The following is a 23,569-nucleotide window of genomic DNA, read 5'->3' as shown; positions in this document are numbered from 1 at the left end:
TCAGTTCTCGCTTTCACAGGACACGGCGGCGGCCAGCGCCTCCGTGAGCAGCAGAGGGCTGCGGCCCAGGCCGCAGGCGGCGTGGGCGTAGGCGTGCGCGGCGACCTCGTCCGCGCCCGCGACGTACGCGTACAGGCGGCGCCGCCCGAACCGCAGTGCCGTGTGGCCCAGCGTCCGCTTGAACTCGGCGCGCACCGCGGTGTGGTGAAGCCAGGCGTGCGCCTGCTCGTGGGCGAGGGCGGCGGCGCGCACCGACCCTTCCGGGAACCAGTGCCGCCAGCCGCGCTCGACGACCAGCCGCTCGGCCCGCTCGACGGTGTCGGTGTACACCTCGACCACCGGCGGCCGGGAGCGGTAGCGGGCCAGCAGCCCGGCGTCCAGCCCGCCGTCCCGCTCCACGACCCGCACGGTCGCGGCCCGCGGGGTCATCCGGTGGCCGAACTCCGTCGCCGCCACCGCCCAGTGGCGCAGCAGCACGGGGTCGCGGCCCTCGTGGGTGGGTGTCCCTCCGAGCAGGCGTACCGCGAGGTCCACGTCAAGGTCGCCGCTCATGTCCGCGACTCCACGACGGCGACGACCGGCTCCCCGGCGCCGCGCGGACGCAGCTCGGCGCGGGCCAGGGCGAGCAGCGCCTCGGGCTCCAGGACACCGGAGAGGTCCGCGATCCGGCCGCCCACCAGGAGCCGCACGGCAGGGGCCCGTACGCCTCCGTCGCCGTAGGAGGTCGCGTCGCGGACCAGCGCGGCGAGCGCCTCGCCGGAGCCCTCCACCGTCATCGTCTCCACCCGCGCGTCCGCCGCGCCGAGCCGCACCACACCGTCCGCGTCCACCACCCGCACCGGATGGCGGTCCGCCCGCAACCGGCGCCGCACCTCGGTGCCGTAGACCGTGTACGCGTCCGTGCCGGCCAGCGTCCGCACGCGGGTCTCGGGTGTCTTGAGGCTGGTGGCGGCGGCGCGCAGCCGCTCGTCGGCATCGGCGCGGTGCGCCCGGTCCTGGGTGCGCAGCTCGGTGGCGCCGGTCGCGACCGCCCGCACCGTGTTGGTCTGCGGGTCGACGGTCACCTCCACCTCGACGCCGTCGGCGGCGGCGCCCTGGGCGACGACGGCCCGCTCGGCCTCGGCGCGTACCGCGAGGATCTGTTCCTGGGTGGCGCCGGGCACGATGCGCTCGACCTGCTCGCGCACCAGCGCCAGCGCCACCCCGATGGGGCTGATAACCTCGCTGTGGCGGGCGATGCGTCCTTCGAGCCCGGCGGAGGCGGCCAGGTGCGGGGTCACCGCCGCCGCTCCCCCGCCGCCGCCCACGAGGAGGGCGGTGTCCCGGTCCAGGCGGTAGTCGCGGATCATCGCGTCCACCACCGACTTGACCTGCTCCGTCCCCGCGTCGAGCACCGACCGCGCCGCACCGGCCACGTCCGTGCCGAGCGTGGCGGCCAGCGGGGCGAGGGCGGCCCGCGCGACCTCCTGGTCGCTGCGTGCGAAGTCCTCCTCCCCGACCCGTCCGAGCGCGTTCGCCGCGCAGGTCATCGTCACCGCGAACCGGCCGCCCGCCGCGTCGAGGACCACGTAGTCCTCCGGGTCGCCGGCCATCGGCCGCACCATCGCCACCCGGGCGTCCCGCAGTTCCTCGAGCGAGGCGAAGCAGGCGTAGGGCAGGCCCGCGATATGCGCGCTGCGCGGACCGACGCCGGCCACCTGCCCGCGGGAGACCCGCACCATGGAGCCGCCGCCGACCCCGACCGTGCGCACGTCGAGGGCGCTCAGGTAGGAGGTCTTGCCGAGGATCGTGGCGTGGCGCACCGCCACCTTTCCGCGCCGCACCACGCTGATGTCGGTCGAGGTGCCGCCCGTCTCCAGGAACACGCCCTCGCTGACCCGCTCCTGCATCAGCGCCCCGGCGACGCCCGCCGCCGGGCCCGACAGGATCGTCAGCAGCGGACGCCGGCGCATCTCGTCCAGCGACATCACACCGCCGTCGCAGCGCATCACCATCAGCGGCGCGGTCACCCCGGCCTTCGTGATGGACGCGTCCACCAGATCGGCCGTCGCCAGCATCCGCGGCAGGATCGCGGCGTTCACCACCGCCGTCCGGGTCCGCTTGTGCAGCCCGTACATCGAGGTGATCTCGTGGGCCGCGGCCAGCGGCAGCCCCGTGGGCCGCGCCACGTCGAGTACGGCCTGTTCGCCCTCGGGCCGGTCCACTCCGAACGGCTCCGTGGCGACGAGCACCTCGGCCCCCTCGGCGCGCACCCGCTCCACGGCCGCGCGCACCTCGGTCTCCGCGGACGGGTCGGCCACGTGCGCGTACACCAGCGGAAGCCGTTTGCCGGGGGTGAGTTCGAGCTTGCCGAAGGCGGCGAGCCGGCGCGTGATCACCGCGCCGGGCCCGTCGCCGATCCCGATCAGCCCGACCGTGGCCACATCGCCCTCCAGCAGGGCGTTGGTGGCCTGCGTCGTGCCGTGTGCCAGGAACACGACGTCGCCGGCCGTCCGGTCGACCTTCGCCAGCAGCTGTTCGAGCGCCTCGACGATGCCGTGGGCGACACCGTCCTCGTGGTGGTGGCTGGTGGGCACCTTCACCTGGCCCACCAGTGTGAGCGCGACGGCGTCGACCGCCACGGCATCGGTGAACGTGCCACCCACGTCGATGCCGACGCGGATGCGGCGGTCTGGAGTCATGGCGGGCACCTCCTTGTGTGTTGACGTGCTTCAGGTAGTCCGGAGACGGGGGCTGGAAGTGCTGTCGGACGGGGTCAGTAGCCGCGGACGTCGGGCCAGCGGCGCTGCACACCCGCCCGGTCCAGGAGGCGGCCGAACTCCTCGAACCGCTTGTCCTCGGCCTGCACCTGGTGGGGCTCCACGCCCTCGTCCAGGCAGTGCGCGGCGAGCGCGCCCGCGACCTCGCCGACGTTCCACTCGACCGGGTGCAGCCGGTAACAGCCGTTGGTGATGTGGGTGGTGCCGATGTTCTTGCCGGCGGGCAGCAGGTTGCGCACCCGGCGTGGCACCAGCGCGCCGAGCGGGATCTCGAACGGTACGGAGCCGACGTCGATGTAGCTGTCGCCGCCCGTGGAGGGGTGCAGGTCGATGCGGTAACCGCCCACCCCGACCGAGTCGCGGTAGCGGGTCCTGCCGTAGGGGCCGACCACGTCGATCGCCACGTCCTGCTCGACGACCGTGGTCACCGCCTTGATGCGCCGCGATTCGCGCACATAGGCCGCCTTGGCCAGACCGTCCGCGGTGCCGGTGACGTCCGGGCGGATGCGGAGCCCGGGGAAGCCGGTGCCGCCGTCCGCCCGTGGTGCCTCCGTCTGCAGCCAGTACAGCACCGACAGCGACAACTGGCGCGCCTCGTGCAGGGCTTCGGCCTCCTGGCCGATGTACGGCTTGAGCCAGTAGTCGTTCAGCGGCCAGTTGACGAGGGTGATGTCCGAGCCGAAAGCGCCCGGCCGGTGCAGCCCGCGGGCGAGGATCCGGCGGAATCCCCACAGCTCCTTGTCCCCGGCGTCGGCGCTCTGATCGGCGCTGACCGCCAGCGGGTCGAGGTCCGGGTTGGGCACGAAGGTGCGGGGCACGGACTCCAGGGTGCGCGGGTCGGGCGCCTCGAAGCCGAGCAGCGGACCCGGCCAGAAGTCGGGCCGGTAGGCACGCCAGAAGCCGTAGTCCTCGGGCCGCTCCACGGTGTGGTCCTCGCCCTCGTGGTGCGAGAGAGCGAAGCACACGGTGATGCCCTGCTGGTTCTCGGGCCGTGCTTCGGCGGGGGCGTGCGGCTCACCGAACTCGTCCTGCGCCTCGGCCCCGTTGGCGTGCTCCACACCGGCGAGGTCGAGCAGTTCACCGGTCTCGGTGGCATCGACGACGTACCGGGCGGTGAACGTGGTCCGTCCGCCGGAGCGCAGGTCGCGCACGGTCACCGCGCGGATCATGTCGCCGTCCGTCTCGGCGGAGACGGCGCGGTGCTCGGTCAGGACGGTCAGCAGGCCCGCGGCCCGGTACGGCGCGAGCATGCCCTCGAGGACGGCGAGCGCCACCCGCGGCTCATGGCACAGCTTGCTGACCCGGCCGGCGCCCGGGTTCAGCTCCGCGAGCCCCAGCGCCTCGGCCCGCAGCGGGTACCACTGCCGGTAGTAGGCGCGGATTCCCTCGCGCAGCGCCCGGTAGGTCGCCGTCGTACCGAACTGCTCCACCCAGGGGTGCTCGTCCGGCGGCACCGCCTGCGCGGTGAGCTGACCGCCGATCCAGTCCGTCTCCTCGGTCATCACCACACGTCGGCCCGCCCGGCAGGCGCCGAGCGCGGCGGCGACCCCGCCGAGGCCGCCACCGACGATCAGGATGTCCGGTTCCGCTATCACGCTGCTCCTTGGGGTCGTGTCCGAACCGCGATGTGCGAACCGCGGTGTTGCGTCAGGGGGCGTCATGGGCGCCGGCCGGGCGGGCCCGCCGTCTCGCCGGTACGGAATGCGCAGGCCACCAGTGGTTCGTGGGTCTCCTCGCCGGCCACCATGGCGGCTAAGAGCCGGACAGCGGCGGCGCCGAGCTGGTGCCGGGGCACGTCGAATCCCATGGGCACGGGTGCCGTGGCCAGGTCCGGCGGCGGGCCGCCGAGCAGCCCGAGCGAGACGTCCCCGGGGCAGCCGAGCCCCGCCTCCCGGACGGCGGCGTCCAGCGCCCGCCAGGCCGCACCGGTGTCCGTCTCCTCCGCGACGAACGCCGTCACCCCGTCCTCGACCAGCGCGCGCACCCGCTCCGCCGTCACCTCGCCCGCCGGGTCGGCACAGCGCAGCACCGCCTCCGGGCCCGCGTCGCCGCCGACGGCCGCCAGCCCCTCCACAAAGCCGCGCTGACGGTCCGTGGACGCCGGGGCGTCGTCGTCCTCGCGCACCAGGACGATGCGCCGGTGGCCCAGTGCCGCCAGATGCTCCACGACGGCGCGGCTGGCGCTGACGTAGTCGGCGCCGACCCAGGCCAGCCCCTCCAGTTCCTCGCGGCGGCCCAGGTGGACCACCGGGAACCCGTCGGCCACCAGCCGCTTGAGCTCGGCGCCCGGCGCGTGGCGGCCGAGGAAGAGGCAGCCGTCGGCCAGGCGCACCCGGCTGAGCGCGTCCGGCCCGCCCGCGCTCGACCCGGTGAAGAGCACCAGGTCATAGCCGCGGGCGGCCGCCTCCTGCTCGACGCCGACGAGGAACGGGTAGTACGAGTGCTGCACGTCCGTCGGGAACGTCGCGGTGAAGCTGAAGACGCCGAGGAGGTTGTTGCGGGCGGCGGCCAGCCGCCGCGCGGCCGGGTCGTGCACGTACCCGAGGCTGCGGGCGGCGTCGAGGACCCGCTGCCGGGTCTCCTCGGAGATCGTCGCCGCCTTGCCGTCCGTGCGGGCCGACAGCACCAGCGAGACCGTGGCCTGCGAGACTCCGGCGAGCTGGGCCACCTCCGCCTGCCGCGGACGTGACGTACGGCCGACCGAGCCGGGATTGCGCCCCGGCTTCGCCCGCTTCCTCGACTGCTCCACGCGTGATTCCCTCTCTCCGTCGATTGGTAATGCGCATTACCTCTGCGCATTACCGAGCACTCTGCGGGCGGCGTGTGGCGGAGGTCAAGACCTGTGCGGCGAATTTCGGTTGAGCGGCACCGCGACCGGCACCGCGCCCGGCAGGGGATTACGCCCGGCCCTTCGGGCTTCCCACGTGCGCGGCGGCGTGGCCCAGTGAGGGGCGGGCGACCGCGGCCCAGGCGACGACGAGCAGCGCGTAGGGGACGAGGGCGGGCCAGGTGAACAGGGGTGAGCCGGTACGGGCGGCGAGGGCGGCGGTGCCGGGCCCGATGGAGGCCGTTCGCGGTCCGGCTGACGGCCGCGCGTGCACCCCGGCTCCTTTGACGCCGTTCGGTTACACGACCGGCACTCCGCATACGCCGTGGTGTACGAGGGTTCCACTCGTCGCCGGACCGATCCACCCTTGTGGCATGCGGCGGTTCGAGCATCGGCATCGGCAAGCGCGGGCCCGCGAAGAACACCGGCTCCAGCGACCCCGTCGAATCCGGCGGGCCGACGCCGGTAGCCGTACCGGCGTCGGCGGGTTTCGCGACGAAGGGCCCGGGACGATGCCCGGACGCCGCCGGTCGGTTCGGGCTCCGATCACTTCGCCTCGTCGGAGTCCTCAACAAAGCCGCCACACACACCCACTTCTTGCCATATATGGTGGACGGGTGAGTTCACATGACCTGGAGCCCCGGCGTCCGTCCCCGCGGGTGGAGAAGATAGACAGCACGCTGGCGGTACTGATCATCATCGGGATCGCCTCGGGATCGTTCTGGCTGGCCTCGGGCCTCACCTCGTCGTACATGTGGCTTCTCAGCTGACACGCGGCACGGCGGTCAGCGGACCCGGGGCATGAGGCGCCGCCCCGGGCCGCTGGGGGGGGAGCCCGCCAGGGGCCATCGCATGCTCACCGACGTACGCGGCGAGCGCATCGTGGTGCTCCAGGCCACCTGGTTCGGCTGACAGGCACCGCCGCCTCCGCTAGTCCAGCGGGCAGCTCGTGAGCAGTGTCGCGGGATCCGCGTCGGCCGGGCGCTGAACGGTGTGGTCCGCCGGGGGGCGGCCCTTTCCGGTCAGCCACTGTTCCAGTGCCGCGAAGGCGGAGCGGTGGCAGGGGATGATCGGGCGGAGCTTGTCGGGGTGGGCGTCGACGAGGGAGTCGACGTGGGTGCCGTCCTCGATACGGTAGTAGCGCAGCAGCGCGCCACGACCGGCCTGGTGCACCATGCTTGCGTAGACGTCCGAGTCCTTGCTGATGGGCAGCAGCGCGTCGAGCGTGCCGTGCAGGATGATCAGCGGTTTGCCGATGCGTCCGGTCAGTGCGATGCGGTCGACGGCACGGTGGACCGCGGGCGGCCGGGTGGCGTAGTCGTAGTCGGCGTCACAGCCGGGGGTGCCCGGGGCGCAGTAGGGGGTGCCCGCCTCGGTCGCCCCGTCGAAGTCCGGGTCGGCTTCCTCGCGGTAGATCCGCTGGGTCAGGTCCCAGTAGACCCGGTGGTGGTAGGGCCACAGAAACTCCGAGCCCGCCGGGTAGCCGGCCTTGCGCATGGTCTTCCAGGCGTCCTCGGCCCCGGCTCCGCCGGCGGCGTACACCGGGTATGCGCGCAGCGCGGGCGGCAGGAAGGTGAGCGGGTTGGGGCCGTCGGAGCGCCACAGAGTGCCCTCCCAGTCCACTCCCCCGTCGTACAGCTCGGGGTGGTTCTCCAGCTGCCAGCGCACCAGGTAGCCGCCGTTGGACAGGCCGGTGGCGAGGGTGCGGACGGGCGGCCGGTGATACCGCTGGGCGACGACGGCTCGGGCGGCGCGCGTGAGCTGGGTGACGCGCTTGTTCCACTCGGTGACGGCGTCACCGGGCCTGCGACCGTCGCGGTAGAAGGCGGGGCCGGTGTTGCCCTTGTCGGTGGCGGCGAAGGCGTAGCCGCGGGAGAGCACCCAGTCGGAGATCGCGCGGTCGTTGGCGTACTGCTCGCGGTTGGCCGGTGTGCCGGATACCACCAGACCGCCGTTCCAGTGGTCGGGCAGCCGGATGACGAACTGCGCGTCGTGGTTCCAGCCGTGGTTGGTGTTGGTGGCCGAGGTGTCGGGGAAGTAACCGTCGATCTGGATCCCGGGAACGCCGCTCGGTGTGGGCAGATCCTTGGGGGTGAGTCCCGCGAAGTCGGCCGGATCGGTGTGGCCCGAGGCCACCGTTCCGGCTGTGGTCAACTCGTCCAGGCAGTCGGCCTGTTGGTGGGCCGCACCCGGTACGTGCGGCAGGACGGATCCGGGGCAGCGGCCGCCCGGTGTCCCCTCCGCACCGGCCGCGGGCACCGCCGCGACCGATGCGACGACGAGCGCACAGGCGCCCACGAGCGACCGTACTCCGAGAGCGGCGCGCCGTCCGGGCCGTGCGCGGGGTGGGGCGGAGGCCGTGCGGGCTGGAGACATCCGATTCTCCTGCGAGTCGGGTGGTGGACGAGCCGGAGGCTAGGGGCACGGTCACCACACAGGACATATGCGGGCCCGCCATCGCGGCGGGCCCGACAGGGGTGCCGGACACCATGACGGGCCGTTTCGCCTCGCCGAGTACGACAGCCGCCTATGCGCGAGCGGGAGCAGCCGCGGTCGGCGACGGTGCCCCTAGCCGTCGAGACCGAAGAACTTGGTGATCCAGTAGCTGGAGCAGATCGAGTCCAGGAAGTACGGGGCGCCGGTGCTGCCGCATTGTTCGGCGCCGGTGCCGGGGTCGACCGGCGTGCCGTGGTTGATGCCGGGGACCTTGTTGACCTCGACGGCCACCGTGCCGTCGGATGCCACGTACTCGTCGTGCTGGGTGGCGTTGGGACCGATGCTGGAGGTGCGGGTGGGCGTCTGGGACAGCCCGTGCAACGCCGTCCACTGATCGCGCAGTTCGGTGGCGTTGCGCGGCACGACCGTCGTGTCGCGGTCGCCGTACCAGATGGCGGCCCGCGGCCACGGTCCCTGGTACGACGGGTACGCCTCGCGCACCCGCTGGGCCCACTCGTCCGGACCGAGGTCGAGCCCGGGGTTCATGCACAGGTAAGGGCTGCTGTTCTTCGTGCAGTTGTAGGGCAGGCCCGCGACGACCGCGCCGGCGGAGAAGACATCGGGGTAGGTGGCGAGCATGACCGAGGTCATGGCACCGCCCGCGGACAGTCCGGTGATGTAGACCCGCCGGGAGTCCCCGCCGTACGCCGACACGGCGTGGCCGGCCATCTGCCGGATCGACAGGGCCTCGCCCTGGTCACGCCGAATGTCACCGGCCTGGAACCAGTTGAAGCACTTGGTGAGGTTGTTCGACGAGGTGGTCTCGGCGAGCACCAGGACGAACTTGTCGCGGTCCGCGAGCTCGGGCAGCCCTGAGTTGTCGGCGTAGACCTGGGCGCTCTGTGTGCACCCGTGGAGCGCGACGACCACGGGCGCGTTCGCGGGCAGCGACGCCGGCTTGTACACGTACATGTTTAACGCGCCAGGATTGGAGCCGAAGTCGCTCACCTTCGTGAGGGTGACCGCGGCGTTCGCGGCGGGCGCGGGCCCGGCGAGAACGGCACCGAGCACGAGGGCGGCGACGGGGAGGAGCCGGGCCGCGACGCGGCTCCATCGGCTCCGTGGCGGTACGTGGCGTGGGGGGACCGGCATGGAAGTGCTCCTTCGGTTGACGCGCTCCCGGTGTTCCTGAGACCGCCGACGCGTCGCTGTGCGCCGGAAGCACCAGACGTGTCCGAAACCGTAGAGTCGGCCGTGGCCCGTCGCCATGGCCCTGGGCACCACAAGCGAATTCGCCGCCGTCGGCGTCACACGGATTGCGCGGTCGAGGACCGATCTGCTAATTGGCTCGGCTGTCACAAGCCGGCCACCTGCCCTCCCCCACGCGGCGACCGGCCACGGCCTTCCTCCGGGTTTCCCGGAGTCTCACACCGTCCGGGGCGACCTGGCGGCCGGCGCCACCTACGACCTCTTCCTGCTCGTCGGCGCCGTCCTCGGCCTGCTCCTCATCGACCGGATATCGTGACGGGCCTCCCTGATCGGCACCTTCTTCACCGGCCCGGCCCTGCTGAGGCTGATACCGGAGTACGCGGGCTCGACTTCGGTGAGCATCGGACGGACGCGGGACCAGGTGCCGTCCGCGCCGATGAGCAGGTCGCAGGTCTCCACCGCGCCACCGTCGAAGTGGAGTTCATGGCCGCCGCTCTCCAGGGTGTGCCGGAACTCTCCTGGGTGCCGGGGCGGTTCACAGGTAATACTTAGGTTAGCCTCGCCTAATCGACAGCAGCTTGGCTTTGCCCCTTCCCTCTCACAAGGAGACGTTCATGCGCCTGAGTGCGACCGATGGGGAGAACGCCTTCCTCGCGTTCGGCCTGCCCGGCACACCCGGCACCGACGAGTTCTGGGCGGCGGCGGGGACACCCGCGTCGGTGCCCGCCGGCGGCGGCGGATGGACGACCTTGTTCCTGTGGCGCGGCTCTCCGGCGAGCATCGGCTTCGAGAGCTGGTCGGAGCCGGTCCCCCTGCGCCGGTGGGGTGACACGGACTGCTGGTACGCCGAGGTGCGCATGCCCGCGCGGCTGCGGGTGACCTACCAGTTCCTCACGGGCGACGCGGCGCACGCCGACCCGTTCAACCCGGTCGGCGCGGGCGGTGACCGATCCATCGCCGCCACCCCGGACGCCCCGGACCAGCCGCACTGGCCCGTCATCGGCGCCGATGCCGTACTGCCCCTCCCGCACAACCGGATCCGCTGGAACAGCGCACGGCTCGGCGGGCGGCGCACCGTCCGCGTCCACCCGGTGGGCGGCGGCGGACCCGTGGTCCTGCTGCTCGACGGGGACGACTGGCTGTATCTGCACCCGGCCATGACCGCGTTCGACTCGGCCGTCGCCAGTGGCGAGATGCCCGCCGTCACGCTCGTCTTCCTGCCGAGCAAGGACAGGGAGGCCGAGTTCGGGTGCGGCCCCGCGCTGTGGGAGGCGATCGGGGACGAACTGCTGCCGCTGGTGGCGGAATCCGGCGCACCCGCCGACCCGGACCGGCTGGTGGTCGCGGGGCAGAGCCTGGGCGGGCTGAGCGCGCTGTACGCGGCGCTGGAGTTCCCGGGCCTGGTGTCCCGCGTGGCCTGTCAGTCGGGGTCGTTCTGGTGGACACCAGGCGCCATGGACCTGCCGGACCCCATGGGCGGCCCGGTCGGCGGCACCATGGCCGCGCGGCTGCGAGAGCGCCCCGACCTGTCCGGTCTGCGGGTCGCGTTCGACGTGGGGGAGCACGAGACGCGGATGCTCCCGCACTGCGAGCTGGCCGAGACCCTGGTCCGGCGATCCGGCGCGACCATACGGGTCTCGCGGTCGGCGGCGGGCCACGACCGGGCGGGCTGGCGGCACGCTCTGCTCAGGGATGTCGCCTGGGCGCTCGGTTAGCGGGCCGGGTCACCGGGCCACCGCCAGGCAGTAGTCCTGGTCGGTGGCGAGGAGGTTGCGATGGGTGTCCTCGGCCGTGATGACGCCGTCGTCCAGGACGAGGACCCGGTCGGCGGCGTTCAGGAGCGCCGGGCTGCTGGTGATCACGATGGTGGTGCGGTCCCGGCGCAGCTTCGCGATGTTCCGCGCGATGAGCTGCTCGGTGACCGCGTCGACCGCGGTTGTCGGGTCGTGCAGGACGAGCACGTCGGTGTCGGCGGCGAGGGCGCGGGCCAGGGACAGCCGCTGGCGCTGCCCCCCGGAGAGATTCGCGCCGCGGTCGCGGACGCCGTAGTCGAGTCCTTCGCGGTGGAGGGCGACGACATCGGTGAGCATGGATGCCTCGACGGCCTCGGCGACCATCCGGCTGGTGCCCGAGGGATCGATGTTCGTGCCGAGGGTGCCCGCGAAGATCTCCCCGTCGTACGGGTTCACCAGCATGTGCTCGCGGACCGCCTCGATCGACAGGTCCGCGAGCTCCCGTCCGCTGACCCGCACCGCTCCCTCGTACGCGCCGGGCGGGACCTTCACGGCCAGGATCGACGCGAGGTCGGCCGCCGCGCGGGGCTGGTAGGGCGCGATCGCCACGAACTCGCCGGCGGCCACCGTGAACTTCAGCTCGCGCAGCGAGCCGTACCGGACGCGGTCGACGTCGAGGTCGCCGCCCGGGGCCGGGCGCTCCCGCCCACCGGCCGCCACCGGCGGGGCGGCCAGCACCAGCGCCATCCGCTCGGCGGACGCGCGCGCCATCATCACGTACTTCGGCATCTCCGAGAACAGCTTGAGCGGTTCCATGATGAACTGCGCCAGCCCCACGGCCATGACCAGTTCCCCGATGGTGATCCGGCCGCTGAAGGCCAGTGAGCCCGCCAGCAGGGTGACGGCCGCGGCGAGGACCGCGTTGAGGGCCAACGCGGTGCCCGCGTACACGCCGTTGACCTTGGCGACGGTGATCGCCTGGTGTTTCGCCTCAGTGCTGACCCTCCGATAGGAACCGAACGCCGCGTGGTTGCCGCCGAAGCCGTGCAGCGGGCGCAGGCCGGTGATCAGGTCCGCGACCTTCGCCCCCGCCCGCGCCACCCGGGCCTGCTGTTCGCGGGTGCTGGAGCCGGTCCGCTGGGAGAGCACGCTCAGGATCGACAGCATCGCGACGGTGCCCACGATCACCAGCAGGCCGAGCCGGACGTCGGCCAGGCCGAGCGCGACCGCCGCGACCAGCACCGCCACCAGCGAGCTGACCAGCAGCGGCACCACCTCGATGATGTCGGCGGTCTGGTCGGCGTCCTCGGTGGCGATGGTCAGCACCTCACCGGACTTCAGGTCGACGTCCCTGGCCACCGGCTGGAGGCCGTAGGCCGCCACCTTCACCCGCCAGCGGTGCGCCTCGGTGGTGTTGGCCTTCTGCAGGACGCGCATCCCGAACCGCCACGACAGCGACACCGTCGTGATGATGACCGCCAGCGCGGCGACCGCAAGGCCGAGCGAGCCGAGGGTGCGGTCCCGCATCGTGTGCTCGACGATCAGGCCGAGCGCGATGGGAAAGGCGGTCTCTCCGGCCTGGTACAGGCCCATGAGGACGGTGCCCCAGGTCATGGCACCGATGTTGCGGCGCAGTGCGGTCCGGAGGATGTCTGCCCCCGGGCGGGGCCGCTGGGTGTCAGGAGTGGTCATCAAGGTGGCGGGCAATCGCTTCCGGGGTTCGCAGGGTGAACAGATCACGGATGGTGATCACAGGGCCGTACTCGCGGCGGAGCAGCCCGATCAGCCGCACCGCCAGCATGGAGTGCCCTCCCAGGGACACGAAATCGCTCACCGCACTCACCTCGTCGTCCTCCAGGTCCAGAGCCTCGGCGAAGAACTCGCACACCACGGTCTCGTTCTCGGTCCGCGGTCCCCGCTCCCCGGCCGTGGTCAGCGTGCCCAGCGGTTTGGCCTCCGGCAGCGCCTTGGTGTCAGCCTTCCCGTTGACGGTCAGCGGGATGCTGTCCACCTGGGCGTAGTGCGTCGGGCGCAGGAAGTCCGGCAGCCCTGCGCCCACTTCGGCGGCGACCTCCGCCGGCTCGGACCCGTCCAGGACGAGGTAGGCGGCCAGCCGGTAGGCGCCGTCGACCTGTGGATCGGGCTGGGCGACCGCGGCGACGAACCGCACCGCCGGGTGCGCCGCGAACGCCGCCTCGACCTCGCCCAGTTCGACCCGGTGCCCCCGGATCTTGACCTGCTGGTCGATGCGGCCCAGGTACGTCAGATTGCCGTCCGGCCGGCGGGCCACCAGGTCGCCGGTGCGGTACATGCGCTCGCCGGGTGCGCCGAACGGGCACGCCACGAAGCGGTGCGCGGTCTGGTCGGGCTGCCCGAGATAGCCGCGGGCGATGCCGATGCCCGCCACATACAGCTCGCCGGGGACGCCGTCGGGCAGCGGCCGCAGCCACGGGTCCAGCACATACACATCGGTGTTGTCGATCGCCACGCCCACCACCGGGTCCTGGCATTCGAAGGTGCCGACGCCGAGCGTGTTGATGGTGTACTCGGTGGGCCCGTACAGGTTGTAGCCGACCGTCCCCTCGGTCTCCGCGAGTCGCTGCCACAGCGCCGGGGTGACGGCCTCGCCGCCCAGCAGCACCAGCGCCGGCCGCCGTTCCGGGTGGTCGAGCAGGCCCTCGGCCACCAGCTGCTGTGCGTAGGTCGGGGTCACATTGATGACGTCGATGTGGTGCTCGAGGCAGTACTCGACCAGCCGGGGCGCGTCACGACGCAGTTCCTCGTCGCAGATGTGCACCTCGTGGCCGTCGGCGAGCCACAGCAGCTCCTCCCACGACATGTCGAACGCGAACGACACGGTGTGCGCGATCCGGAAGACCCGGTGCCCGTGGTCCGCCAGCACCGGTTCGAAGATCCGGCGCTGATGGTTGATCAGCATGTTGGTCAGCCCGGCGTACTCGGTCACCACACCCTTGGGCTTCCCGGTCGATCCCGACGTGTAGATCGTGTACGCGGGGTGCCGCAGGCGATGCGGGTCCTGCGGCCGATACGTCCGGTACGGCTCGGCCTCGGGCAGCGGGCGGTCCAGCTCGATCAGGTCGCCGGTGAGCCGGGGGGACACGCCGCTCACGGTGAGGATCACATCGGGGCGGGCGTCCGCGACGATCGCGGCGATCCGCTCGTCCGGGTGGTCCAGCTCCAGTGGCACATACGCGGCGCCGACGCGCAGCACGGCGAACAGCGCCACGATCGAATCCAGGGAGCGCGGGATGGCGAGGCCCACGGTCGTCTCGGGGCCGATGCCGCGCCCGGCGAGCACACCGGCCACCGCGCGGCTGCGGTCCCGCAGCCGGGCGAAGGTCATGGTCGAGCCGTGGGCGACGAGCGCGGTCCGCCGCGGGTCGCGGTCCGCCGCCCGGTCGAACCGGTCGACCACGGTGTCCATGCCGATGTCGGTGCGTTCGACGGGCACGGGCTCCGGCCCCAGTCCCCGCAGCGCGCCGACCGGCCCGGTGGCCCGGACCAGGTCGTCGAGCACCCGCAGGTAGTCGTCGAGGAGCCGCCGGGCTTTCGCGGTGTCCTCGTCGCGGTACTCCAGCTTGACCGTGAGCCGGTCGCCGGGGGTGACGACCCAGGTGAAGGGGTAGTGGGTGGAATCGTCGGCCGTCACCGAGGTGATGCCATGCCTGGCGTTCATCTCGGCGAACGCGTCCATGTCCAGGAAGTTCTGGAGCACGAAGAGGTTGTCGAACAGGGTGTCGTGCCCGGTGGCCCGCTGGATCTCGCCGAGCCCCAGATGCTCGTGGACCATCGCCTCGACCCTGGCCGCCTGTACGTCCGACAGATACCCGCGAACGGTGTCGTCCGGCCGGGGCCGGGTCCACAGGGGGACGGTGTTGAGCAGCACGCCGACGATGCCGTCCAGCCCCTCACCGTCCCGGCCGGAGACGGTCACACCGAACACGGCGTCGTCGCGCCCCGTGTGGGCGCCGAGCAGCAGGCCGAACGCGCCGGTCAGCACCGAGTTCAGGGTGACGCCGTGCACCCTGGCCGCCGCCCGCAGCAGCTCCGACCGCTCGGCGGACAGCGTGCGCACGAGCGCGCGCGGCAGGTCGTCGGCAAGGGACGGCGCCGGTCCGGCGAGCAGCGTCGGGCCGGGGAGACCGGCCAGGTGCTCGGCCCAGAAGCGTTCCGACGCGGCGGAGTCCTTGGCGTCGAGCGCCCGGGCGTGGTCCTCGAAGCTCGGCGTGGCCGGGGCCGGGTCGGGCAACTCGCCCGCGAGAACGGCCTGGTAGGCGTCGAACAGGTCCCGCAGCACGATCTCGCGGGACCAGCCGTCCCACAGCAGCAGGTGGTAGCTGAGCAGCAGCCCGTCGCGGCCGCCGGGCAGCCGCACCACGGTCATCCGGATCAGCGGGGGCTCGCCCGGGTCGAATCCCGTGTCGCGGTCCCGGGTGCGCAGCGCCTCGACGTCCGCGTCGCTCGTGAGCTCGACCGTACGGACGTGGACGCGCCGGCCCGCCCCCAGGACCTGGACCGGGTTTCCGTCGTCGTCGGTGGCGAAGCCCGCGGCCACGACCGGGTGCCGCGCCATCACATACGCCATCGCCTCGGACAGTGCGTCGGGGTCCAGACGCCGGTCGAAGGTGAACCAGCTCTGCGCCACGTAGTGTCCCGCCGGACCCGCCATCTGGGCCTGGAAGTACAGGCCCCGCTGGAGTGGGGTGACCGGTGCCGTGCGCTCGGCCGTCGCGGAGGCGTCCGCGATGCGTTCCAGTGCGCTCCGCCAGTGGTCGGTGATCTCGTCCGGGATGCCTTCGGCGAGGGTGAAGACGGCGTGCAGGCTGCCGGTGGCCGCGTCGGTCCAGGCGTTCACCTCGACGGCGTACGGGCTGCCCGGATCGCCGCCGGTGAGGTGCGGGGCCTGGGACTCGCCTCCCCGGCCGAGGTAGTTGAAGAGCACCTGCGGGCGGGCGGTGAGCAGCGGGGCCGTCTGCGGGTTGAGGTACCTGAGCCGGCCGTAGGCGACGTGTGCGCGCTCGTCCGGCTGGCGTTCGGCGACCTCGTACGCCGCGGAGACGGGGTCGCTGTGCGCCGTGAGCCGCACGGGCGCGATGGAGGTGAACCAGCCGACCGTGCGGGTGTAGTCGTGGTGCTCCAGCGCCGGAACCCGGCCGTGGCGCTCCAGTTCGACCGCGAGGTCGGTGGGCGATGGCTGGATGTGGGTCAGCGCGGTGCGCAGCGCGCCGCACAGCAGCTCGGTGAGACCGACGCCGAGTGCGGTGGGCGCGGTACGCGTCACGAGGTCGCTCACTTCGGACGCGAGCACGACCGTGGTCTCGCGCGTTCGCTCGACCGCGGGCAGGAGCGCGGGCGCCTGGAGCGTGGTGAGCCAGTGCCCGAGGTCCTCGATCGCATGGGCGGACCGGGCCGCCAGCGCCTCCGCGTACTCGGCGTAGGACGTGGTCGGCGGCGCCAGGGGCGCCCCGCGCAGGGCGGCGGCCAGGTCGTCCAGCAGGATCAGCCAGGACACCGAGTCGACGGCGAGGTGGTGCACGGTGACCACCAGGGTCCGGCTCGCCTCCAGCCACGCGAACGCGATGACCTCCCCGGACTCGGGGTCGAGCCGTCCGGCGGCCTCGTTCGCCGCGGTCGTCGCGTCGCACGTCTCCGCCCGTACGACAGTGACCTCGCGGGCGGGTTCGGTGCGCAGGGCCCACACCCCGTGTGCGACGTCCAGCCGCAGCCGGAGGGCCGGGTGCGCGGCCACGACGGCGTTCGCGGCGCGCTCGGCGTCGGCGAGCCCGGCGCCGTCGGGGGCCACCACCGTTCTGGCCTGGGCGAACCGGGTGAGCGAGCCGCCCAGTTCGCGCTGGCGCAGCATGATCGGCGTCGCCGGCAGCGGGCCGTCCGCGTGGCGTTCGGGCGCCGGCGGCCCGGCCTGCGGTGTGCTCGTTCCCAGGTGCTCGGCGAGTGCGCGCGGTGTCCTGAACAGGAACACGTCCCGCGGCGCGATCGGGAGACCGAGCGACCTGGCCCGGTTGATGACGGTGATGGCGACGATGCTGTCGCCCCCGGCCCGGAAGAAGTCGGTGTCGCCGTCCACGGCGGATTCGGGCAGTGTGTCGGCGAAGATGCCGACCAGTGCGGTGAGCACGGCGTCCCCGTAGCCCGAGGGGCCGGCCGCCGGAGTGTCGTCCGGTGCGGCGCGTGTGGTCAGGGCCTTCCGGTCCAGTTTGCCGTTGACCGTCAGCGGCAGGGCGTCGACGGGCAGCACCCGGCCCGGCACCATATGTACGGGCAGTTTCGCCGACAGCAGGGCGGTGACATCGGCGGGCACCCGGCCCACGACATGGGCGACCAGGTGATCGCCGCTGTCCGCCACGGTGACGGCCGCGTCGACCACACCATCGAGTGCCCTGACGGCGGACTCCACCTCGCCGAGTTCGATACGGAAGCCCTTGAGCTGTACCTGGTCGTCGGCGCGGCCGGTGAACTCCAGCTCACCGTCGAGCGTGCGGCGGGCGAGGTCGCCCGTGTGGTACATGCGGGAGCCGTCGCCCGCGAACGGGTTCGCCACGAAACGGCCCGCGGTCAGCCCCGGCCTGCCCAGATAGCCGAGGGACACCTGGTCGCCGGCGACGTAGATGGCGCCCACCCGGCCCGGCGGCACCGGCCGGAGCCGGTCGTCGAGCAGATAGACGGCCAGGCCCGGGATCGGACCGCCGATCGGGCTGACGTCGCCACCGGGGCCGAAGTCCTCGTCGGTCAGCGCCCGGTGGGTGACATGGACGGTGGTCTCGGTAATGCCGTACATGTTGACCAGCTCGGGCGCCCCGGTGCCATGCCGCTCGACCCAGCCGCGCAGCCGCCCGAGATCCAGCGGCTCGCCGCCGAAGATGATCCGGCGCAGCGCGGTGACCGGCTCGCCCGCATGCCGATCGGCCTCGATGAACTGGTAGAACGCCGACGGGGTCTGGTTGAGCACGGTCACTCCGCGCTCGCGCACCAGCCGGTGGAAGTCGACCGGCGAGCGGGTCAGCCCATACTCCGGCACCAGCAGCTCGGCGCCGTGCGCCAGCGCGCCCCACAGCTCCCAGACCGCGAAGTCGAAGGAGAAGGAGTGGAATTGGACCCATACGTCGTGCGGACCGAAGTCCATGGCGGGCCGGGTGTTCGCGAGCAGTGTCACCACGCTGGAGTGCGGAACGACAACGCCCTTGGGCGTGCCGGTCGATCCAGAGGTGTAGATGACGTAGGCGGGGTCGTGCCAGCTCGCCTCCGGCCCCGCCTCCGTACCGGCCCGCAGCAGCTCGTCTCCGGATACGAGCACACGGGCCGCCACGCCCGCCCGGGCCAGCAGCCGGGTGAGGCGCTCGCGCTGGTCACGGTCCACGAGAACGACCTGCGGAGCGGCGTCGGCGAGGATGTACTCCAGCCGTTCGTCCGGGTACGCCAGGTCCAGCGGTACATACGCGCCGCCCGCGGTGACGATCGCGACCAGGGCGACGACCTGCTCCACGGAGCGCGGGACGGCGACGGCGACGCGCCTGCCCGGCCCGGCCCCGGCCGCGCGCAGGGCGGAGGCCAGCTCGTTCTTCGCGGCCGACAGTTCGCCGTAGGTCAGTGACCGGGTCGCACCGTCGAGAGCGCACTGGGTGACGGCGGTGGCCGCCGGGTCACGGCGCGCGGCGGCGTCGAACAGTCCGCCCAGGGTCGTCGGAGTGATCGGCGCGGGATGCCGGGTGTCTTCGAGCGCCACGTCGTCGACCAGGGCGTCCGGGCGGATGAGCAGGCCGGTGAGGGTCTGGGTGAACGTGCGCAGGATCGCCTGGGCGCCCGCCTCTCGCAGCAGCTCGCCGTCGTAGATCAGCTTGAAGCGGGGACGGCCGTCGGGAGCGCGCTCCACCACCAGCGTCAACGGGTAGTGCGGGGCGCCCTCGTTCACGATGTCGGTGATGACCAGATCGTCGCCCGGCCTCCGCAGGGCGGCCACATCGGTCGCGACATCGAACACCACCAGGGTGTCGAACAGGGAGCCGGCGCCGGCCAGGCGGCCGATCCTCGCCAGCGAGACATGCTGGTGCGGCAGCACCGCGCTCTGGTGTTCCCGCACCGAGGCGAGCAGGTCGCGGGCCGTGGTCGTACCGGCCCACCGGGCGCGCACGGGGATCGTGTTGATGAACAGACCCACCATGTCCTCGATGCCGGGCACCTGCGCGTCGCGCCCGGACACCGTGGATCCGAACACCACATCACTGCCGTGCAGGATGCCGCCGAGCGTGACCGCCCAGGCGCTGTGCACGGCCACGCTCAGCGGCACACCGGCCGACCGGGCGGCCGAGTCGATGTCCTCCCCCGGTGCCACGGCGATGTCGGCGAACCGGCCGGACGGGGTGTGTCCCTCGGCGACCAGCGAGGGCCCGGGCAGCTCGGCGAGCTGATCGCGCCATATCCGGTCGCTCTCCTCGTCGTCGCGCTCCGCGAGCCACCGTACGTAGTCGGGGAAGCCACCGAGCGGGTACACGGTCCCCGGCGCGTGGTATTCGGCCAGCAGCGCGCGGAGCATCGGTGGCACCGACCAGCCGTCGGCGATGATGTGGTGCACGGTCTGCACCAGGATGTTCCGGCCGGAGCCCGCGCGGATGAGTGTGTACCGCATCAGCGGGCCGGTGGCCAGGTCGAACCCGGCGCGGCGGTCCCGCTCGGCGTACTCGCGGATCTCGGAGTCGGTGATCCCGGGGCGGTCGAGCGTGGTGAACGGCGCCCGCACTCCGCCCTCCAGCACGGAGACCACACGGCCGTCGGCGAGGGCCGTGAACCGCGCCGCCAGGTTCGGGTACAGCGTGAGCAACCGGGTGGCCGCCGCCGCGAGCCGACCGGCGTCCACCTCGCCGTCCAGCCTGAGCGACTGCTGTTCGACGTAGGCGCCCGCCGAGTCGTCGTCGAAGACCGAATGGAAGTACAGGCCCTCCTGCAGCGGGGTCAGTGGCAGGATGTCCCGCAGCGCCGGGCCGTCCAGGACGTCGACGTCGGCCTGGGTGAGCCGCACCAGGCCGAAGTCGCTGGGCGAGTGGCCGCCCCGGTCGAGCGCGGCCAGCGCGGTCAGGGTCTCCTGGAAGTATGCGCCGATGGTCGCGATGTCCTCGTCGGTGAACATCCCGTCGGGCCAGGAGATGGTGGTGATCAGCTCGTACGCGCCGCTCGACGCGGGTTCGGCGATCGCGTTGAACTCCAGGGGGCGCGGCAGACGCATCCTGGGGTCGCGCTTCTCCCCCAACTGACCTGTGCTGCCGCTGAGTCGCCAGTCTCCGGCCGCGCCCGCGTCGAAGCGGCCCAGGTAGTTGAAGAGCACCTGCGGTGCCGGGGCGTCGAACTCGGTGTGGGTCAGATACCGCAGGGCGCCGTAGGAAACGCCGTTGGACGGCACCCGGGCGAGGTCTTCCTTGACCGCCTTGAGCGCGGCGGCCAGGTAGTCGGGGGCGGTGAAATCGGCCGCCGCTCCGGGGTCCACGGTCACCGGGAACAGGGTGGTGAACCAGCCCACGGTCCGCGACAGCTCCGGCTCGAAGCCGGCGGCGTCCGCCACGAAACGTCCCTCGCGGCCGTGGCCTTCGAGTTCGATATGCGCGAACGTCTGATCCTGTCCGAGGTCGCGGCGCCATCGGGCGAGGGTGACGGCGAGCGCGGTCAGCAGCACATCGCCCACGCCCGCGTGGAACGTCGCGGGGATCTCGCCCAGCAGCGCGGCGGTGACCTCGGGGCCGGCCGAGACGGTCCGCACCCGCTCCCGCGCCACGGTGTCGGCTTCGGACAGCGCGCGCCTGCCCACGGGGCCGTCCGCTCCCGGCAGGGGACGCTCGTAGTAGCCACGGTCCGCGTCGAAGGCGGCATTCCCCAGCATCTGCGTCCAGCGCCGGAACGACGTGCCCACCGGGGGCAGTTCGATCGGCGCGCCCGAGGACAACTGCCGCCATGCCGTGGCCAGGTCGTCCATCAGGACATGCCAGGACACGCCGTCGATCACCACATGGTGGACGACCACCACCAGTTGCCGTGCCGCGCGCCGCCAGACGGCACGCAGCATCACGCCCCGGTCCGGGTCCAGCCCGCCGGTGGCGAGCGCGACGCACTCCTCGACCGGCCGGTCGCTCTCCTGCCACGACGGCGTGGCCCGGTCCGCCACCGGGATGTCGAAGCTCCAGCGCTCGCCGCGCACCAGCCTGGCGCGCAGCATGTCGTGCCGCCCGACCACGGCGACGAGGATCGCGTCGAGGGCGTCGGCGGTCAGCTCCGCCGGAGTGTTCAGCACGACCGACTGTACGAAGCCGTCGATCGCGTCGGTGGTCTCGCCGAGCCACTGAACGATGGGCGATCCCACGACGGCACCGGTCGCCACATCGCCGTCGTCCGCGGTGGAGGCGCCCTCCCGGCTCGCCACCGCCGCCAGCGCCCCCACCGTGCTGTCGGTGAAGATCTGCCGTGCCGTGAGGTGGAGACCCGCGTCGCGCACCGCGCTCAGCAGCGAGATCGCCAGCAGGCTGTCTCCGCCGAGCTGGAAGAAGTCCTGGTCGACGCCGACCTCGTCCAGCCGCAGCACCTTCGCGACCGCCGCGCACAGCACACGCTCGTTCTCGGTGGTGGGCTGGACGATCGAGCCCGTCCCGATCGCGGGTTCCGGCAGCGCACGGCGGTCGAGCTTGCCGTTCGCGGTGAGCGGGAACTCCTTCATCACGACGACATGGGCGGGCACCATGTACTCCACCATGTGCCCGGCGGCCCACTCCTTGACCTCGTCCGCGCGCAGGTCCTCGCTCCCGGCGGCCGGGATCACATAGCCCACCAGGTAGGTGCCGCCTGCCGCGTTCTTCTTCGCGACGACGCAGGTGTACCGCACCCCGGGGTGCTCCGCGAGACCGACCTCGACATCCTCGATCTCCAGCCGCATACCGCGGATCTTGATCTGGTTGTCGGCCCGGCCCAGGAAGTCCAGCGAGCCGTCCGGGGCGAACCGCGCGAGGTCTCCGGTCCGGTACAGCCGGGACCCGTCCCCGGCGAAGGGGTTCGCCACGAAGCGGGACGCCGTCAGGCCGGGCGCGTTGATGTACCCACGGCCCAGGAGGAACCCTCCCACGTACAGTTCGCCACCGACGCCGACCGGGACCGGGCGCAGCTCGTTGTCCAGCACATACAGCTGGGTGTTCGGGTTGGCCTTGCCGATCGATGTCGACACGCGCTCGGCGGCGCCCCGGTAGATGACATGCGAGACGCCGATCGTGGTCTCGGCCGGGCCGTAGCCGTGGTACAGCGGGATGTCGAGCCGGGCACGGAACCGCTCGTACAGCTCCGGGGTCAGCACCTCGCCGCCGCACCACACATGGCGCAGGCTGTCCAGCCGCCCGGAGTCGCCCACCATCTCCAGCAGCACGTCCAGCATGGACGAGACCAGGTAGGTGAAGGTGACCCGCTGCTCGGCGATCACGCTCAGCAAGTGGTGCGGGTCGCGTTCGCCGCCGGGCCTCAGGATGACCAGCCTGCCGCCGTGCACCAGCGGCAGAAAGATCTCGTTGATGGAGATGTCGAAGGACAACGGCGCCTTGAACAGCGACGCGTCGTCGTGGCCGAAGCCCAGGATCTCGTTGCCCTGCCACAGCAGGCGCTCGCTGATCGCCTCATGCCGGATCATCGCGCCCTTGGGCCGCCCGGTCGAACCGGACGTGAAGATCACGTATGCCAGCGCATTGCCGGGGACGGTGGCCCCGGTGCCCTCGGTGGGGTGGGCACCGAAGCCCCAGTCCTCGAGGTCGACGGCCACGGCTTCCGGTTCGGCCGGGTCGCCTTCGGCCGAGGCGCCCAGCTGCGCCACGACCCGGGCGTCGTCGATGACGACGGCGCGGCGCGCGGCGGGCCACTGCGGATCGAGCGGCACGAACGCGCACCCCGCCTGGAGTACGGCGAGCAGCCCGATCACCATCTCGGCGGAGCGGCCCAGTGAGATGCCGACGACCTGTTCGGGGCCCAGTCCGCGCTCGATCAGGTGATGGGCCAACTGACTTGAGCGCTCGGCGGCCTCACGGTAGGTCAGCGACCGGTGCTCGTCGACGATGGCGACGGCGTCCGGCCTGGACCGCGCCTGCTCACGGAACATCTCCACGATGGTCGGGCGGACCCGGTCGGCCTCGGTGTCGTTCCACCCGGCCAGGGCATCGAGCCTGGCCGCCACGCCGGACGGGGAGATGGTGCCGATCGGCCGGTCCGGGAAATCGGTCAGGTCCTCCAGCGCGAGCCGCGCATCGTCCGGCCCGACGCCTTCCGGGACGGTGATGCTCCGGTCGTCCGCGCCGACCTCCCAACCGGCGGGCCCCGCCCCGCCGTTGTCGACCCAGCCGAGGACATCGGCGAACAGGGTGCCGGGGGTGAGGTCGATGCCATCGGGGCTCAGACCCGTCGCCCAGTACGACAGCCCGATGGCACACGCTTCGGCGATGGTCCGGTCGGAGAAGTCACCGATCCGCCGGCGTACGTCGGCAACCTGTCCGGGAGAAAGCAGTACGCGACGCGCGCCCGGTTCCACCATCGAAGACATCGAAGACTCAGCATCCCTT

Annotated in this window: 10 protein-coding genes and 2 pseudogenes; 2 read left to right on the top strand and 10 right to left on the bottom strand. The window is 72.4% G+C overall.

Annotated features, from left to right (window positions below):
* From AS97_RS43455 to AS97_RS43435, 5 genes are all read right to left on the bottom strand, one after another.
* Positions 1-552, bottom strand: coding sequence for a hypothetical protein (locus tag AS97_RS43455; RefSeq protein ID WP_059144392.1), 552 nt, complete (start codon positions 550-552; stop codon positions 1-3).
* Positions 549-2,681, bottom strand: coding sequence for a hydantoinase/oxoprolinase family protein (locus AS97_RS43450; RefSeq protein WP_210566836.1), 2,133 nt, complete (start codon positions 2,679-2,681; stop codon positions 549-551). The genes AS97_RS43455 and AS97_RS43450 overlap by 4 nt, the downstream gene beginning before the upstream one ends.
* A 74-nt stretch (positions 2,682-2,755) precedes the next feature.
* Positions 2,756-4,354 (bottom strand): FAD-dependent oxidoreductase, encoded by a 1,599-nt coding sequence (locus AS97_RS43445; protein WP_059144390.1) that lies wholly within the window; start codon positions 4,352-4,354, stop codon positions 2,756-2,758.
* Positions 4,355-4,416: 62 nt separating this feature from the next.
* Positions 4,417-5,508 carry a LacI family DNA-binding transcriptional regulator gene (locus tag AS97_RS43440; RefSeq protein WP_197049098.1) on the bottom strand — a complete coding sequence of 364 codons (1,092 nt, stop codon included), beginning with the start codon at positions 5,506-5,508 and terminating at the stop codon, positions 4,417-4,419.
* A 148-nt stretch (positions 5,509-5,656) separates the two neighbouring features.
* On the bottom strand, positions 5,657-5,860 hold the full coding sequence (locus tag AS97_RS43435) for a hypothetical protein (protein ID WP_086705875.1): 204 nt from the start codon (positions 5,858-5,860) through the stop codon (positions 5,657-5,659).
* A 343-nt stretch (positions 5,861-6,203) separates the two neighbouring features.
* On the opposite strand from AS97_RS43435, the gene AS97_RS43430 reads away from it, so the two are divergent.
* Entirely contained in the window at positions 6,204-6,356 is a 153-nt protein-coding gene (locus AS97_RS43430) for a hypothetical protein (RefSeq protein ID WP_156107481.1), read from the top strand.
* Between the two features lie 160 nt (positions 6,357-6,516).
* Here the strand turns inward: AS97_RS43430 and AS97_RS43425 are convergent, their stop codons facing one another.
* The 3 genes and pseudogenes from AS97_RS43425 to AS97_RS48135 form a co-directional block, all read right to left on the bottom strand.
* Positions 6,517-7,962, bottom strand: coding sequence for a 3-hydroxybutyrate oligomer hydrolase family protein (locus AS97_RS43425; protein WP_210566835.1), 1,446 nt, complete (start codon positions 7,960-7,962; stop codon positions 6,517-6,519).
* A 195-nt stretch (positions 7,963-8,157) separates the two neighbouring features.
* Positions 8,158-9,174, bottom strand: a pseudogene (locus AS97_RS43420) (PHB depolymerase family esterase); the annotation flags it as partial.
* Between the two features lie 420 nt (positions 9,175-9,594).
* Positions 9,595-9,723: pseudogene (locus AS97_RS48135) on the bottom strand (FAD-dependent monooxygenase); the annotation flags it as partial.
* Between the two features lie 122 nt (positions 9,724-9,845).
* Here AS97_RS48135 and AS97_RS43410 point away from each other — a divergent pair.
* Positions 9,846-10,946: an alpha/beta hydrolase-fold protein gene (locus AS97_RS43410; protein WP_059144386.1), complete on the top strand. Its 1,101-nt coding sequence runs from the start codon at positions 9,846-9,848 to the stop codon at positions 10,944-10,946.
* A gap of 9 nt (positions 10,947-10,955) precedes the next feature.
* Here AS97_RS43410 and AS97_RS43405 read toward each other — a convergent pair whose 3' ends face one another.
* Together AS97_RS43405 and AS97_RS43400 are read right to left on the bottom strand one after the other, a co-directional pair.
* The gene (locus tag AS97_RS43405; RefSeq protein WP_059144385.1) at positions 10,956-12,656 is read right to left on the bottom strand and encodes an ABC transporter ATP-binding protein; all 1,701 of its coding nucleotides are present in this window, start codon (positions 12,654-12,656) and stop codon (positions 10,956-10,958) included.
* Positions 12,643-23,541: a non-ribosomal peptide synthetase gene (locus tag AS97_RS43400; protein WP_210566834.1), complete on the bottom strand. Its 10,899-nt coding sequence runs from the start codon at positions 23,539-23,541 to the stop codon at positions 12,643-12,645. The genes AS97_RS43405 and AS97_RS43400 overlap by 14 nt, the downstream gene beginning before the upstream one ends.
* Positions 23,542-23,569 lie beyond the last annotated feature (28 nt).

Origin of the sequence: Streptomyces sp. AgN23 (assembly GCF_001598115.1) — a bacterium.
Lineage (GTDB): Bacteria > Actinomycetota > Actinomycetes > Streptomycetales > Streptomycetaceae > Streptomyces > Streptomyces antimycoticus.
This window is presented reverse-complemented; position numbering and strand designations above follow the sequence as displayed.